The sequence below is a fragment of the Paraburkholderia sp. GAS333 genome, assembly GCF_050435665.1.
GTDB lineage: Bacteria > Pseudomonadota > Gammaproteobacteria > Burkholderiales > Burkholderiaceae > Paraburkholderia > Paraburkholderia fungorum_A.
Genome location: NZ_JBNDKS010000001.1, coordinates 751,605 through 766,288 on the forward strand (window position 1 = coordinate 751,605; position 14,684 = coordinate 766,288).

11 protein-coding genes and 3 pseudogenes are annotated in these 14,684 nt (G+C 63.3%); 5 read left to right on the forward strand and 9 right to left on the reverse strand.

The window, feature by feature from the left end; translation table 11 throughout:
- Window positions 1-43: 43 nt before the first annotated feature.
- The 3 genes and pseudogenes from tssE to tssD form a co-directional block, all read right to left on the reverse strand.
- Window positions 44-466 carry a type VI secretion system baseplate subunit TssE gene (gene tssE / locus ABH945_RS03455; protein WP_074764727.1) on the reverse strand — a complete coding sequence of 141 codons (423 nt, stop codon included), beginning with the start codon at window positions 464-466 and terminating at the stop codon, window positions 44-46.
- A gap of 11 nt (window positions 467-477) precedes the next feature.
- The gene (tssH, locus tag ABH945_RS03460) at window positions 478-3,234 is read right to left on the reverse strand and encodes a type VI secretion system ATPase TssH (RefSeq protein WP_429250359.1); all 2,757 of its coding nucleotides are present in this window, start codon (window positions 3,232-3,234) and stop codon (window positions 478-480) included.
- 146 nt (window positions 3,235-3,380) lie between these two features.
- Window positions 3,381-3,668 (reverse strand): annotated as a pseudogene (gene tssD / locus ABH945_RS03465) (type VI secretion system tube protein TssD); the annotation flags it as partial.
- Between tssD and tssF the strand changes: the two are divergent.
- From tssF to tssJ, 3 genes and pseudogenes are all read left to right on the forward strand, one after another.
- A pseudogene (tssF, locus tag ABH945_RS03470) lies at window positions 3,652-4,704 on the forward strand (type VI secretion system baseplate subunit TssF); the annotation flags it as partial. The pseudogenes tssD and tssF overlap by 17 nt on opposite strands.
- Window positions 4,701-5,801 carry a type VI secretion system baseplate subunit TssG gene (tssG, locus tag ABH945_RS03475; protein ID WP_429249715.1) on the forward strand — a complete coding sequence of 367 codons (1,101 nt, stop codon included), beginning with the start codon at window positions 4,701-4,703 and terminating at the stop codon, window positions 5,799-5,801. The pseudogene tssF and the gene tssG, both read left to right, overlap by 4 nt.
- Window positions 5,802-5,816: 15 nt before the next feature.
- Window positions 5,817-6,356: a type VI secretion system lipoprotein TssJ gene (tssJ, locus tag ABH945_RS03480; protein WP_429249716.1), complete on the forward strand. Its 540-nt coding sequence runs from the start codon at window positions 5,817-5,819 to the stop codon at window positions 6,354-6,356.
- Window positions 6,357-6,722: 366 nt separating this feature from the next.
- Here tssJ and ABH945_RS03485 read toward each other — a convergent pair whose 3' ends face one another.
- The 4 genes from ABH945_RS03485 to ABH945_RS03500 are packed head-to-tail and all read right to left on the reverse strand — an operon-like array spanning window position 6,723 to window position 11,763.
- Window positions 6,723-7,583 (reverse strand): efflux RND transporter periplasmic adaptor subunit, encoded by an 861-nt coding sequence (locus ABH945_RS03485; RefSeq protein ID WP_074764717.1) that lies wholly within the window; start codon window positions 7,581-7,583, stop codon window positions 6,723-6,725.
- Window positions 7,584-7,596: 13 nt separating this feature from the next.
- Window positions 7,597-7,797, reverse strand: a complete 201-nt coding sequence (locus ABH945_RS03490; RefSeq protein WP_063496755.1) for a DUF1656 domain-containing protein — start codon at window positions 7,795-7,797, stop codon at window positions 7,597-7,599.
- Window positions 7,787-9,997 (reverse strand): FUSC family protein, encoded by a 2,211-nt coding sequence (locus ABH945_RS03495; protein ID WP_429249717.1) that lies wholly within the window; start codon window positions 9,995-9,997, stop codon window positions 7,787-7,789. Before ABH945_RS03495 ends, ABH945_RS03490 begins: the two co-directional genes overlap by 11 nt.
- Window positions 9,998-10,008: 11 nt before the next feature.
- Window positions 10,009-11,763 carry an efflux transporter outer membrane subunit gene (locus ABH945_RS03500; protein ID WP_429249718.1) on the reverse strand — a complete coding sequence of 585 codons (1,755 nt, stop codon included), beginning with the start codon at window positions 11,761-11,763 and terminating at the stop codon, window positions 10,009-10,011.
- 463 nt (window positions 11,764-12,226) lie between these two features.
- On the opposite strand from ABH945_RS03500, the gene ABH945_RS03505 reads away from it, so the two are divergent.
- Window positions 12,227-13,165 (forward strand): LysR family transcriptional regulator, encoded by a 939-nt coding sequence (locus tag ABH945_RS03505; protein WP_074764713.1) that lies wholly within the window; start codon window positions 12,227-12,229, stop codon window positions 13,163-13,165.
- 210 nt (window positions 13,166-13,375) lie between these two features.
- A complete protein-coding gene (locus ABH945_RS03510; protein WP_171910225.1) occupies window positions 13,376-13,534 on the forward strand; it encodes a hypothetical protein in 159 nt (52 codons plus the stop codon).
- A gap of 113 nt (window positions 13,535-13,647) precedes the next feature.
- Here the strand turns inward: ABH945_RS03510 and ABH945_RS03515 are convergent, their stop codons facing one another.
- Window positions 13,648-14,370: an SOS response-associated peptidase gene (locus tag ABH945_RS03515; RefSeq protein ID WP_429249719.1), complete on the reverse strand. Its 723-nt coding sequence runs from the start codon at window positions 14,368-14,370 to the stop codon at window positions 13,648-13,650.
- Between the two features lie 82 nt (window positions 14,371-14,452).
- A pseudogene (locus ABH945_RS03520) lies at window positions 14,453-14,590 on the reverse strand (metallophosphoesterase); the annotation flags it as partial.
- Between the last annotated feature and the right edge of the window lie 94 nt (window positions 14,591-14,684).

The window sequence follows — 14,684 nt, forward strand, 5'->3', positions numbered from 1 at the left end:
GGGGAAGCGCATGCGGTATGCGCGTTCCCCGATGCCGGTTTCGTCAACGCTCACGCTCGATCCGCTGCACACGCATGCGGCCCGGCGGTTCGAAGTACGTCCCGAAGCGCACCAGTCCAGCCTTCTTCAGATGACACGTCATCTCATAGCTCACCAGGACCCCGGGATCGAGATTGTCGATGTACTCCACATCGATTGAACGGATGCGCGGTTCGTACACCAGCAAGGTCGCTTCCATCTGCTGCCTGAGCAGATGCGCCGACGCGGGCAACGCCTTGTAGATATTCGTGAGATCCGGCAGCCCATAGTCGGGCAGATGCTTGAGCGCGCCTGCTCGTGCATTGAGGATGCGGCGGATATTCTGCTGGACGCTCAGAATTTCGAGCGTCCTGTCGTCATGGGCGTCCAGAGGCTCTCCGCCGATCTGGCCGAGTAGCTTGTCATACAGCGAAGGGCCGACCGGCATCACGGGCTCCGTCAGACAGCGACTGCAACAGGATCGTCCAGCGACACGCCCGTAGCAGAGGGCGTGTCGCGGCGGTCGATGAAGTCGATCACGAGGCTCTCGTCTTCAGACATCGACAGATGGATTTCCGCGGGCAGCTTACCTCCGGCCATCCGCGCCAGAAGCTCGCGCGATACGGCGGGAAGAATGCGCTGGTTGAGAAACGCGTCGACATTGCGTGCTCCCGACTCGCGCGCGAGGCAGAGTTGGGCGAGCGACGCGGTCAGCGCGTCGTCGCAGGTGAGCGCGACGTTGTAGAGACGGTGCAGGCGTTCGGCCACCTTCGCGACTTTCAGGCGCACGATCGACGCAAGCGCATTGGCATCGAGCGGCCGGTAGACCAGCGTCTGGAAGCGCGCGAGTAGCGCGGGTTGAAAGTGTGCGACGAGCGGAGGATGAATTGCGTCGAGCAGTTCGCCCTGCGAAATAGCGGGGTTCTCCGCCGTGACCTCGTCGATCTGCGCGCTGCCGAGATTGGACGTCATCAGGATCACGCAGTGGCGAAAGTCGATCTCGCGTCCTTCGCCGTCGCGCATCGTGCCGCGATCGAACACCTGGTAAAACATATCGAGCACGTCCCGATGCGCTTTCTCCACTTCGTCGAGCAGCACGACGCTGTAGGGCCGTTGCCGGACGGCTTCAGTGAGAATGCCGCCACGGCCGTATCCGACATAGCCGGGAGGCGAGCCCTTCAACTGCGACACCGTGTGAGCCTCCTGGTACTCCGACATGTTGATGGTGGTCAGCGCAGCTTCGCCGCCGAAAAGCAGGTCGGCTAGCGCGAGCGCCGTTTCGGTCTTGCCGACCCCGGAAGGTCCCGCCAGCAGGAACACGCCAAGCGGTGAGTGCTCGTTTTTCAGACCCGCTTTCGCCGTGCGCAGACTTTCGGCGAGCGCACCGAGCGCGTCGTCCTGAGAGACCACACGGGTGGCGAGATGCTGTTCGAGCGTGAGCAGTCCGGTCAGTTCGTCGTCGAGAAGATTGCCTACCGGCACGCCGGTCCATTCGGCAACCACGCGGGCAATCGCCTGCGCGTCCACGTCGACGAAGACCAATGGCGTTTTGCCTTGCGCGTCGAGCACGGCCCGCCTCGCGATGGAGAGCGCCTCGTTGTTCTGAACTGCTGCGTCCCGATTCGAATCGCGCTGCGAGTGCACAGCGTTGACCAGTTCAAGCTCGTGGGTGTAGCGCTGTTGCAGCGTATCCCGCTGCGCGCGCGCTTCGGCGAGTGCGGTCTGCAGTGCGTCATGACGTTCGTGCAGGTTTTGTGCCCCCGCCTTCTGATCGGCGACGAGCGTGTTGATTTCGAGTTCGAGTGCGGCCACCGCAGCGCCCGCCCGCTGAAGTTCGGCCGGCGGTGACTCCAGTCCCATGCGCACGCGCGCGGCCGCCGTGTCGATCAGATCGACCGCCTTGTCCGGCAACTGACGGGCCGGAATATAGCGGCGCGACAGCTTGACCGCCGCCGTGATGGCCTCGTCGAGGATGTGTACGCCGTGGTGTTTCGCATAGCGGCTCGCCAGGCCGCGCAACATCAGGCACGCGGCGGCGTCATCAGGCTCGTCGACCTTGATCGCCTGGAAGCGTCGTTCGAGCGCCGCGTCGCGCTCGAAATACTCTTTGTACTCGGACCAGGTGGTCGCGGCGATCGTGCGCAATTCGCCACGGGCGAGGGCCGGTTTCAGGAGGTTCGCGGCATCGGCTCCGCCGGTTGCGTTGCCGGCGCCAATCAGTGTGTGCGCCTCGTCGATAAACAGCAGCACCGGCATTTCCGATTGCTGGACTTCATCGATCACATTTTTCAGGCGCTGCTCGAATTCGCCTTTCACGCCGGCCCCGGCCTGCAGCAATCCCAGATCGAGTGTCAGGATGCGTACATCGCGGATCACGGTCGGCACGGTTCCTTCAGCGACTCGCAACGCCAGGCCTTCGACGAGGGCGGTTTTGCCCACGCCCGGTTCGCCGACCAGGATCGGGTTGTTCTTGCGGCGCCGCGCGAGCACGTCGATAACCTGCTGGATTTCGCGATCACGGCCGAAAACCGGATCGATTTCACCGCGTTGCGCTCGTGCCGTCAGGTCGACGGCGAAGCGGGCGAGGGCTTCACCTTCAGGTTGTCCCGCACGCTTGCTGGGTTGCGGTTTCGCCGATGCGTCAGGACGTGAGCCGTCTTCCGTCGCGGTCGGGCGCGCGGATGGATTGTTGTCGGCTGCATTGGCATTTGCGCTGACGTCGGCTTCGACCGAATGACGGTCGATCACGGCCGCGAGCCGCTGGATCTGCACCGCACTGACGGACAGCAGCGGCCATGCGTCGGTGGCACGCAGACAATGCGGCGCGTCGATCAGCGCCTGCAACACGTGACTCGAACGTATGGCGGCCACGTCGGCGACGGATGCGTGAAACCACGCCCCTTCCAGAATTTCTGCGAGCGTTCGTGACAGCGCAGGTTTGCCGCGCAGATCGCGCGGCAGCCGCTCAAGCGACGCGAGTAGCGGATCCCACACCGTATCGATGTCGATCCCGTAGTGGCGAAGGATCGCGGGGATATCGCCATCGTCATGTTCGATCAGTTTCAGCAGCCAGTGTTCGGGCGTAATCTCGCCATGCAGGCGAGCGTTGCACAGGCTGGCTGCATCGGCGAGCGCGTTCGCGCAATGCGCCCCGAGCTTGCGAAGCAGATGCGTTGAGTCCCGCAGGGACCCCCTTCGGTCGTCGCGCAGCGTCATGATCGTCACGAAAATGAGAGCCTGCGACCGATCCGGCGTCGCAGGATATGAATAGAAAGCGCCAGCGCGCGCAGGACGCGCTGGCGAATGGAGGCGGCAACTATTCGATCTTCTGGATCAAATGGGCGCCGGCCTCCCGGAGAGCCTTACGAGCGTTCGTTCCAGCTGTCGGCGTGGATGATGTTGCCGTCCTTGTACGACCACGTGATCTTTTCGTAACGCAGTTCGACGTCTTCGAGGTGGTTGTGCTTTTCGAACGACGGATTCTTGATGTCGAGCATTTTCGGTTTGACCGCGACGACCTTCACGTTGTCGAGCTTGGTGTTGAAGTACTCCTTCTCCTTGCCCGCATCGTCGATCTTGTACCACTTGATCTCGATCGACTTCAGCGTCTGGCCGCTCGTGACCGCTTTGTACAAGTACCAGTTGCTGCTCGAATACTTCACGTTCCGCGAGAAGTTTCTGTTCGTCGACCTGTGCGGTCTCGATATCGCGAAGCTGCCCGCCAACGCATCCAGCTTCGAACTTGAGATCGCGCTCGAACACGCTTATCCGTCCGACCAGCGCTTCACGGCGGAGAACGTGCGGCTCTTCTGCACGCCGGTCATCAACCTGTTTCCGCTCGACGCCGAGCCGATCGACGTGAACCATCACGAAGCGGAATACCGTGTGGTGGCAGCGGGTCATCAGGGGGCCAACATCGAAACCTATTCGGTCGACGCAATCGAATCGTTCGATCATGCCAACGCTCAACGTTACGAATACGTGCCGTTCGCGACGTTCCGTCATCGTGGCGGGATGTTGCGGCACGAGGCGCCGGAGCGGTATTTCCACACTCGCGTCAGGCAGGGCGTGACGGGTCTGCACGACACCTGGGTCATTCTCGGCGGCCACGCGTGGGAGTCGATGACCGACCTGCCGGCGGAAAACCTGTCGCTGCGCGTGACCGGCACCAACGGTCTGTTGCCAAGAAAAGGGCTGCGCGAAGCGAGCCTCAACGAACTGGCGGAGAGCACGCCGAATGTGTCGGCCGTGCGCAATCTGGCCGCGCCGACGCTGCCGCTTTATCCGCCGACCGGCGACCGCTTCCAGTGGCGCGTACTGTCGCACCTCGCGCCGAATTTCCTGTCGATGATGGACGCGGAAGTGTTGCGCGGCGCATTGGCGCTCTACGACTGGACCAACGACGAACTGAACCGGCGGCGCCTCGCGGCCATTCTGCATGTATCGGAGGAATTGCTTGAAGAGGTGTCGGGTGGGGCAGTCGAACGAGGCGTGCTGATCGAAGTCACGCTCGACAGTCACGCATTCGCGGGCGTCGGTGATGTGATGCTATTCGGTGAACTGCTGCACCGGTTCTTCGCGCTGTACGCGGAAATCAATCTGTTCACGAAGCTCGCGATCGTTAGCCTGCCGTCGCAGCAACGCACTGAATGGCCGCGCAGCAAGGCGGAGCGCTCCCCGCTATGAAGCACCGCGATATCCCCAACCCTCCCAACCTTGAGCCGCTGGTCGCGTCGCTGCTTCGCCGCGCGCCGACGATGAACTTCATGCAGCTCTGTCAGTTGCTCGAAGTGCGCGTTCCAGAGCGCCCAGGCTTCGGTACGCGCGACACGCCTGAACACGAACCCGTGCGATTCCGTCCGCGAGCGCGGGTCGGTTTTCCGGCGGGCGAAATCGCGTCGGTCGAATTTGACGAGGAGGGCGCCATCTACGGACCCAATGTCCCGCCGACCGTGCGCACGACGTTCATGGGCCTGTATGGCGTGGATGCGACCATGCCGTCGCACATGATCGACGACATCGTGCTGCGCACCGAAGGGCATGAAGCGCTCGAAGCGTTTCTCGATCAGTTCAATCACCGGATCGTCACGCTGCTGTACCGCGCGTGGAAGAAGTACCGCTATCCGGTCGGCTTCCGTGCTGGCGGCACCGATCCGCATTCGCGCAAGCTGCTGTCTCTGGCCGGCTTTGGCTGGGGCGAGAAGCCCGCGCGGGCAGGGTTGCCGGATTCGCGGGTGCTCGCGCTGCTGGGTCTGCTGATCCAGCGAACGCGCACGTCTGAAGGACTGGCCGGTGTCGTCGCTCTTGCCGCGCCGGGTGTCGAGGTTCGCGTCGACGAGTTCTTCCCGACTGTCAAAGGAGCCGGCAAACCGCAACCGCTCACGTCTGTGGGCAGTACCGATGGCAGACGCCGGGGCCTCGGTGGCGGCTACGTGCTCGGCACGCGGTTGACTTATCGCAGCCGGGCTGCACGCGTGACGTTGCGGCCTGTATCTGCGGAACAGGCGCACGACCTGTTGCCGGGCGCGTGGCTGCACCGCGAATTGATGGCGTTTATCCGCCTCTACGCCGGGACGAAGGCCGATGTGTTCCTGCGCATGGAGGTCTCGTCACGAATCGCGCCCGCACCGAAAATCGGCGCGACGCACGAAGGTCCGGCGCCGCGTCTTGCGTGGACCACGGTCCTGCTTTCCGGCAACGAACGCATGATTACCATTCCGCTCGGCTCTTACGAAGCGTTTCCGACGCCGGGCCCGAATCCGTTCCTTGCACCATCTGCCTGATTCTGGAGTAGCTGTATGTTCACCCGCCTGGCCACATTAACCACGACCTTCGTTGCCGCCAGCCTGCTGCTCAGTGCCTGCGGCGCGTGGCAATCCGTATCGGACTCGACGTCGGGTGCGTATCACGCCGTCTTCTACAAACAGGTGAAGGTGTTGAACGTCGACCTCACCGCGCGTGCGTCGATCAATCCCGACGAAGCGAAGCGTTCGACGTCGGTCGCCGTACGTGTGTACCAGTTGAAGGATCGCAAGCTCTTCGACAAGGCGTCCTATGACGATCTGCTGAAGAACGACAAGACCGTGCTTGCACGGGATCTGCAGGACAGCATGGGGACGGTGGTCAACCCCGGCGCGTCCGCGAGCGTGACGCAGCCGATGCACGCCGACACGGAATACGTGGGCATTGTCGCGTTTTATCGCGACCCGGACTCGAACGGAAGCTGGCGCAGAGTAGTGCCGAAGAAAAAGCTCTCGGCAGACGAGCCGTTGAAACTGGAACTGATAGACCGGGAGTTAGTGGCAACGACAGACCCCGTGAAAGCAAGACCGGAGTGATAAACCGGGCTTTGAATGAGGCCTTCAGCCTGGGTGCCGAATCACTGAAGAAAGGAGACGGTCGATAAAAAGAACGACCGCATCAGAACGACCGCAGGGGCGCGCGAAGCGCCGCCGGAAGAATGACTGCCTTGTCACGAACGCGGAGTGTGCGGGGGCACGGATTCCAGATGAACCACTGCCCCCTCCAAGCCAGGGGCTCCGCTTCAAAGCTAGCGGTGTGAGCCCGCTTTCTTTGCTTACTTTCTTTGCGGCGGCAAAGAAAGTGAGTGCCGCCCCGCACAGGGGCAGTGCTAATAGACCACCGTGAAAACAAGGAAAGGCCAACACCCCAAAGACCACAACCAAGCCACACGGCACAACACTTCAGCCTGGCGTAACAACAACCGTACAGGTAATCCCCGCCGCCAGCACAACCCCATCGGGCACCGAATCAATCCTCACCCGCACCGGCACGCGCTGCGCCAACCTGACCCAGTTGAAAGTCGGATTCACATCCGCGAGCAGCTCCCGGCTCTCGGGATTATCGCGATCGTAAATCCCGCGAGAGATGCTCTCGACATGCCCCTGCAAAGTGCCCCCGCTCATCAACCTAACCTCGGCCTTATCGCCAACCCGCACATGCGGAAGCTTGGTTTCCTCGAAGTACCCATAAACCCAGAACGAGTGACTATCGACAATCGCGAGCTTCGCCGCTCCAGCAGTCGCATAGTCGCCGCGAAACACGCTGAGGTTGGTCACATAGCCGTCAACCGGCGACACCACCCGCGTACGCTCGAGATTCAGCTTCGCGGCATCAAGCGCGGCCAGCGCCTGCTGATACGAAGCCTCAGCAGCGGAAGCCGTGTGCGTCGCATTCTCGCGGCTCTCCTTCGATACAACCAGCGAATCCATATCCGCACGCCGCTGCGCATCGTCGCGCTTCATCTGCAATTCGGCCTTGCGGGCAGCCACGGCAGCCTGCGCCTGCTCGACAGCAATCTGATAATGCGACGGATCGATCTGCATCAGCAGATCGCCTTTCTTCACCAGCTGGTTGTCCTTCACCGGCAGATCGACCACGGCGCCCGACACATCCGGCGCCACGTTCACGATCTCGGCGCGCACGCGTCCGTCGCGGGTCCACGGTTCATCCATGTAATGAACCCACAGCACGCGGCCCAACAGGATCGCGACGATAAAAATAATGGCTGTCGCGACGAAGCCAACAAGATTTCGGATGGTCATGTTTCGACTCTGATCAACGATAAACGGCGAGACCCAGCACGCCGCACACACACACGAGCAAGCTGGCCCGGAACAAGGACGGATGCCACACCACGCGATACAGGCCCGTATAGGCGATCACGCGGTCCAACACCCAGGTAAGCGCGGCGCCCGCGATAAACAGCAGCACGATGGCCGGCACGTAAGCGTCGAAAACGGCGATATCACGCGGCATGGAGAACTCCTTCTGACACACTGGCCGGTCCGCTCATCAAAGGTGCAAGCGGCGACTGCGGATCGAGCAGCGCGGTACGAATGAAATGCAGTTGACTCAAAATCCGCTGCAACTGATGCCGCTCGTCACGCGGCGGCGTGAAGGTGGCCAGCATCTGCTGAAGTGCGGCGATCGCGTCGGCGGTCGTAGCGAGCGCGCGGTCGAAGCGGTCCTCGCGCGGATGCTCGAACAGCGCGCTCAACGAATCGCGCATGGTCCGCAGCGACACGCGCCACGGCATCGATTTCGCGTAACGCGCATCGGCGGGCAGCGCGGCAACTTCGCGGCGCAGATCGATCACCGCATTGCCGACTTCGAGCACCGAGAACAGCCAGCGCAACGTGTCGCGTTTGAGTTCGGGCTCGGTCGGCGCGAGCGCGTTGATCTGCGACATCAGATCGCGCGCGCCGCTTTCGAAGCGCGAGCGCACCCGGCGCAAGCCCGCGCGGCTCGCCAGCACCACCTGACGGCGCAGGTCGACCAGCAGCCGGTTGCGCAACCAGGGCGTGGACGGCGGCAACAACACCGCGAACGCGATCGACGACACCAGCATCGACAGCACGAGTGCCATCGCGTCGTTCATGAACGAGGTCGGATCGTAGTGAATCACGTTGTCCGGACCGGCCAGGAAGCAGAAGAAGATGCAATAGCCGATGCCGTAACCGGCGAGCGCGGGCCGTGTGGTCATGAACACGCCGAGCAGCAGGAACGGCGTGAGCGCGACGCACAGCATCGGGAAACCGTCGACGTGCGGGAACACGCCGAACACCACGATCATGCCCATTAGCGTCGCGGCGAGCGTGCCGCCGGCCATCTGGAACGCAGTGCGTTTCGGATTCGGCGACGACGACGCCAGCGCGCACACGGCCGCGGCATTCAGCGTCAACGTCGAGCCGCTCGGCCACGCGGTCGCGATCCAGAACGCGCCGAGCACCATCATCACGATGGCGGCCCGCACGCCCGACACGCCCGCGGCGATCCCGTTGGTCTTCGGTTCGTAGCGCTCGATCCAGCGTTCACGCTCGTGCGTATCGACGGCGAGCGACGCGTAAGTAGCCGCGTACGCATGCAGGTCGTCGATGAAGCGATACAGCAGTTCGGCGGCAGTGTCGAAGTCGAGCAGCAGCGCGTCCGGTTGCGTTTCCAGTTCGGCGCGCGTCGCCCGCACGCGGCCCGGCAGCGCGGCTTTGTACGCGTCGAGTTGGGCGGCGGCGTGGGCGGCGTCGGCGGCGCTCAACACCGGTTCGCCGGATTTCGCGAGCAGCGGGGCGATTTCCTTGAAGTACGGTTCGAGCGCATCGACCGCGACTGTCGACGCGTCCGTGTTCGTCGCGCGCAGCCGGTTCATCAACTGATGCAGCGCGTGGAAGCGGGTCGACGCGGTCATGAACTCGCTGTTCAGACGCGCGAGGCGGCCGCCGCGCATCCGCGAATCGGGGCCTTCGAACACCGCGACACTGCGCGCCGCTTCGAAACCGACGATGTCGGCGACGAAGCGCGCGTTGGTCGCTTCGATCTGCGCGCGGTCGTTACGGCCGGCCAGCGACGCGGACACGTATTCGACGAAAGCCGAGAAACGCGCACGCACGGTGCTGCGCATCTGCAAGCCCGCGAATTGCGGAAACACGAGGCCGCTCACCGCGCCCGCGCAGACGATGCCGAGCACCACTTCGGCAACCCGCGTGAGCGCGCTCAGAAACGCGCCATCCGGATGCTGAGCGGCGGGGATGCCGATCAGCGCGGCCGTGTAGCCCGCCAGCACGAAACCGTACGAGCGGAAGTTGCGGTTGCGCGCGGCGCCCGCCGTGCAGATGCCGACCCAGATCGCGGTCGAGATGATGAACAGTTCGGGCGTCTGCGCGAACAGGCCGATCAGCGCGAGCATCACGACGAGGCCGACGAGCGTGCCGCAGATCCGGTAGAAGCTCTTCGCGAACACCATGCCGCTTTGCGGCTGCATCACGATGAACACGGTGGTCATCGCGGTGCGCGGCTGCGGCAGGTCGAGTTTCATCGCGATGCCGAGCGCGAGAAAACACGCGGCGAGCGCCTTGAACAGATAGACCCACGTGAGGCCGTCGGTGCGAGCCCAGTCGGCGGCGGCTGCGTACAGCGCACCGGGCGACTTCGGGCGCGTGACGGAGGAAGGGGAGGCGGACATGGTCGGCGTCCTTACTCGGTCGCAGGCGCGGCGGCGCGCGGCTGGGTTGCTGCGGTGTTGAGGCTTGCGTCGCCTGCTGCTTTGGCGGCGTTGGATGCGGCGTTGGTCTTCGAGCTACGTACGCCCGCACCGTTCACGGCTTTAGAGCCGGTCGCAGCGCTAGCGGGCGTGGAACCGGCCGCGCCGCTGGCTGCCGCCGTTTGCGGCTTTGCCTGCGCGTTGGCGGATGCATCAGCCGAGGCGTCAGAAGCCGCACCGGCCACCGCCGGCTTCGCCTTACCCTTGCCATGCGCCGGCAGCGTCTCGTTGTCCTTCGGACCGTTGGTCGGATCGTCCAGCCCGCCGCCCAGCGCCGTGACCAGCGAAGCATGCGCGCCCAGCCGCTCGGCCTGAATCTTCGCGACGCCTTCCTGCGCGCGCAGCAACTGGTTCTGCGCGACCAGCACGTTCAGATAATCGGTCAGACCGCGCCGATATCCTTCGCGCGACAGTTCGTAATTCCGGCGAGCCGCCGCGACCGAGCGATCGGCGTCGTCGGCCTGAGTCGCGAGCGAGCGGATGCGGATCACCTGATCGGAAATATCCTTCAGCGCGCCGACGATCGACTGGTTATAGCGCTCCACCGCTTCGTCATAGCCGGCCGATGCCGCACCGAGTTGCGAGCGCAGCCGCCCGCCGTCGAGAATCGGCAACGACAGCGCCGGACCCGCGCTCCAGCTATGCGACGGATTCTTCAGGAACTGGAACAGCGGCCCCATCGCCGCATAACCGCCGATCGACGCCAGCAGGTTGATGTCCGGATAGAAATCGGCCTTCGCCACGTCGATGCCGCGCGCCTGCGCGGCGACGGTCCAGCGTGCCGCGACCACGTCCGGCCGGTGGCCGATCAGGTCGGCGGGCAACGCGCTCGGCAAACCGGGCGACGCGGCCAGCGACAGCGCCGGGCGCTGGATCGAATCGCCCGCGCCCGGACCTTTGCCGGCCAGCGCGGCCAGCTGATTGCGGCCGAGCGCGATCTTTTCTTCGATTTCGTCGATCTGACGCTCGTACTCGGGCATCGGCGTTTCGGCCTGACTCACTTCGAGCTGCGTGCCGATCCCGCCTTTCAGACGACGGTTCGCGAGATCGACGATCTGTTGCTGTTGCGCGAGCGTGGCCTTGGCGATGTCGAGCAGCGCGTAGTTCATCGACATCCCGATGTACGTACGCGCCACGTTGCCTTCGAGTTCGAGCTGAGCGGCGCGCGCATCGGCGGCGCTGGCGTGCGCGGCATCGAGCGCGCGTTCGGCGGCGTTCTTGTCCTTGCCCCAGAGATCGAGGTTATAGGACAAGCCCAGCGTACCGGTGTTGTTCCACGACTGCTCGCCCGCAAGCTCACCCGGGCCGTAGTACAGATTGTCGGCCCACTTCTGACGCTGGATCGACAGACTGCCGTTGACTTGCGGCGACAGCGCCGAGCGGGCGACACCCGCGATCGACATGGCTTCGCGCACGCGCGCCTGAGCGGCGGCGAGGGTGGGGCTGCCGGCCTGAGCGTCGGCGATCCACTGATCGAGTTGCGGATCGTTATAGGCGCGCCACCAGTCGGTGGCGGGCCACTGGGCGTCCTGGTTGGCTGCGCGGATGGCCTTGCCTGCGTCGAGCGAGGAGGGTTCGACGCTGTGGTCTTGCGGCGCGACGCCTCCGGTACTTGCACAGCCGGCGATTGTTAATAGGATCGTAAGAACCGCTGCTGCGGCGATCCCTTTTTGTACCGGAGACTGCACGATTTCCTCCAAAATTGGCTATAGATGCTAGTGCGTCATTATATTTTTTGATTGATTGGGGAATAACTGGTAAAGATGCAAGGCATTTTTACAGTATGTGAGATAATTGCCTTTGCGAATCGTGTAACAATCGCTACCGATCAATCGCAACTCCGCTGCATTGAGCCGAAGTGGGCGTTAAAGCACTGGTTTTGGGGTGAAAGTGGCGGGTTGTGTGGGGCGGGAGTGGGCTGAGAGCGCTACTTCTGCCGGCAGGTTTGAATGGGGTGGGGGAAGCGTCGTTCAAGCGCTTACTTTTGCCGACAGCTTTGCATGGGACCGCAGTAAGCGCTAAAGCGCTAACTGCGGTCGACAGCTTTGCATGGGGTGTGAGTAGGCGCTAAAGCGCCAACTCACACCGACAGCTTTGCATGGGGCAGGAGTAAGCGCTAAAGCGCTAACTCCTGCCGACAAAGGAATGGGTATGGATACGCTTCAAAACATGCGCGTATTTGTCCGCGTCGTCGAAGCAGGCAGCTTCACGGGTGCCGCGCAGCACCTGAATACGACGACGGCGTACGCGTCGCGCGCGGTCTCCGATCTGGAAGCGCATTTGCGCACGCGTCTGTTGAACCGCACCACGCGCCGCATCGCGCTGACCGAGGCCGGCGAGCGCTATCTGCAGCGCTGCGAGCAGATCCTCGCGTACGTGGATCAGGCGGAAGCCGAGGCCAGCGACGCGCACGCGCGTCCGTCCGGCAAACTCAAGGTTCACGCAATGACGAGCTTCGGCCAGCACTATGTCGTGCCGGCAGTGGGCCGTTATCAGGAGCGCTATCCGGATGTGCACGTCGAGTTGACGCTCGCGCAGCGCATGCCCGATCTGCTCGACGAAGGTTTCGACGTCTCGCTCACGCTCGCCACCGGCCTGCCGGATTCGGGTCTGGTGTCCCAGCGGCTGGGCAGCGCGTTCAGCATCGCGTGCGCGTCGCCGGCTTATCTGGAGCGGCGCGGCGTGCCGCAAACCCCGGCGGATCTGACGAATCACACGTGCCTGCAAATGGTCACGCCGATTTTTCCGACCGACAAATGGGTGTTCGACGGCCCGAACGGCGAAGAAACCTTCGTGCTCGGAGCGGCCACGTTCCAGGTGAACGTAGCCGAGGCGATGGCCGTGGCGGTGAGCAGCGGCATGGGCGTCGGGCTGATCCCGATCTACTCCGCGATCAGCGGTTTGCGTAGCGGCGAGCTGGTATGGCTGCTGCCCGAATACACGTCGCAGGAGATGAATCTGTACGCGTTGTATCCGTCGCGGCAGTATCTGGACGCGAAAATCCGCACATGGGTCGAGTTTTTGCGCGATGAATTGCCGGCCACGCTCGCCGTGGATCAGGAAGAATTACGCCAGTTTGCGCGTGCCTGAGCCGATGGCGCGACGGACGTCCCGCCAAGGTTGACGCGGCAGCGCGAGGTCGCATGACAGCGTGTTACACAACTGCCGCGTCGCAACATTTCCTTACTTCTCGCGCAGGGTCGATTTGCTAATGTGTCGTTCATGCGCGGCCGCTTCAGCCGGACGCGCCCAGATCGCTGCCGTTCGGCACACCGCAACAAACTGAAGGACGAGGGACACATGGATACGCATCTGATGATCGGCGTGGCTGTCATGTTTGGACTGATCGGAATCGCCGCATCGCGCGACCTGCTGCGCCGCCTGCGCGAACAGCAGCCTCAACTGGTGCCGATCAAGGTCGAGCGCCCGGATGTGCAGGGTCAGCGGCGCGATCGTTGAGTTTGGGTTTGTCTGCTCCGTCGCGGCGCCTTCTCCGGTGCCTAGACAGGCAAATGCCTCACGCTATATGAGAAGTTTCTGATCGAAGCCGAGGACTGCGTTCATCGCATTTCTCAATGCAGCGCTTCGATCAATCCCGGCTCATCGTTGAGCGCCCGGTCCACCTCGCGACTTACCCGGTGCCAGCGAAAACGGCTGGCGGGCAAACAGGCATCGCGCGCCAGCTGCTCCAGTTCTTCGGGCGATAACGCCGGGTCGAGCCAGCGGCGCGCCGCATCCGGTGAAAATGCCAGCGGACGGCGGCCATGCACGTCGACCAGACCCGCGTCGGCGCTGGCTGTCACGATCACCAGTCCCATCCCCTCCGTTTGCGGTTCCGTGCCGCGCACGCTCGACAACGCCGCCAGATACATCGGCGCATCGTTTTTCAGATGCACGAAGTAGGGCTGTCGTTCCGACGCTTCCTGTTGCGATCGATCCCCATCCACGTCGCTGTCGTTGAACGTGGATTCCACGCGCCATTCGAACCAGCCATCCGCCGGCACCAATACCCGGCCCGTTTTCCACAATTGCTCGAAGTAACGCGCAGTCGGCGCGGCGTCGGCGCGCGCGTTGATGGTTTGCGGCAGATGCTGCTCGCGCGCCCAGTCGGGGCAATATCCCCAGTGGATGGCATGGAGCGTCTGATCCGGATAGATCGCGAGCGGATGCGTGCCAGGAGCGAGGTTATAGCCGGGGCGGCGATCGGCGGCATCGAACAGCATCAGCGGATCGGCGAGGCCGAGGTGGTCGGCGTAAAGACGCGGATCGCGGTACTGGCTGATTCGACCACACATGCGCGACCTCCGTGGATGACCGACGACGCCAGCCTAATCCGCTCGCCCGCGTCGCGCTACCCGGACCGGCACCAGGCCGGCGCTAGATTTCGACGACCTTATCCCACGCGAACAGCGGATTCTCCGGCTGCCCGGTGCGCCGGTCGAGATAGCCGCGCGGATTGCACACCACGCGCGTGCCGTTCACGGTGTAGTCGAACGAAGTATGGGTGTGGCCGTTATGCTTAAGTGTAGCGAGAATGGACTTGCATAAATCGTTACTAACCAACTATTTAGCGATTTCTATGCTGTACATCGCGTTAGCAAGAAAATGG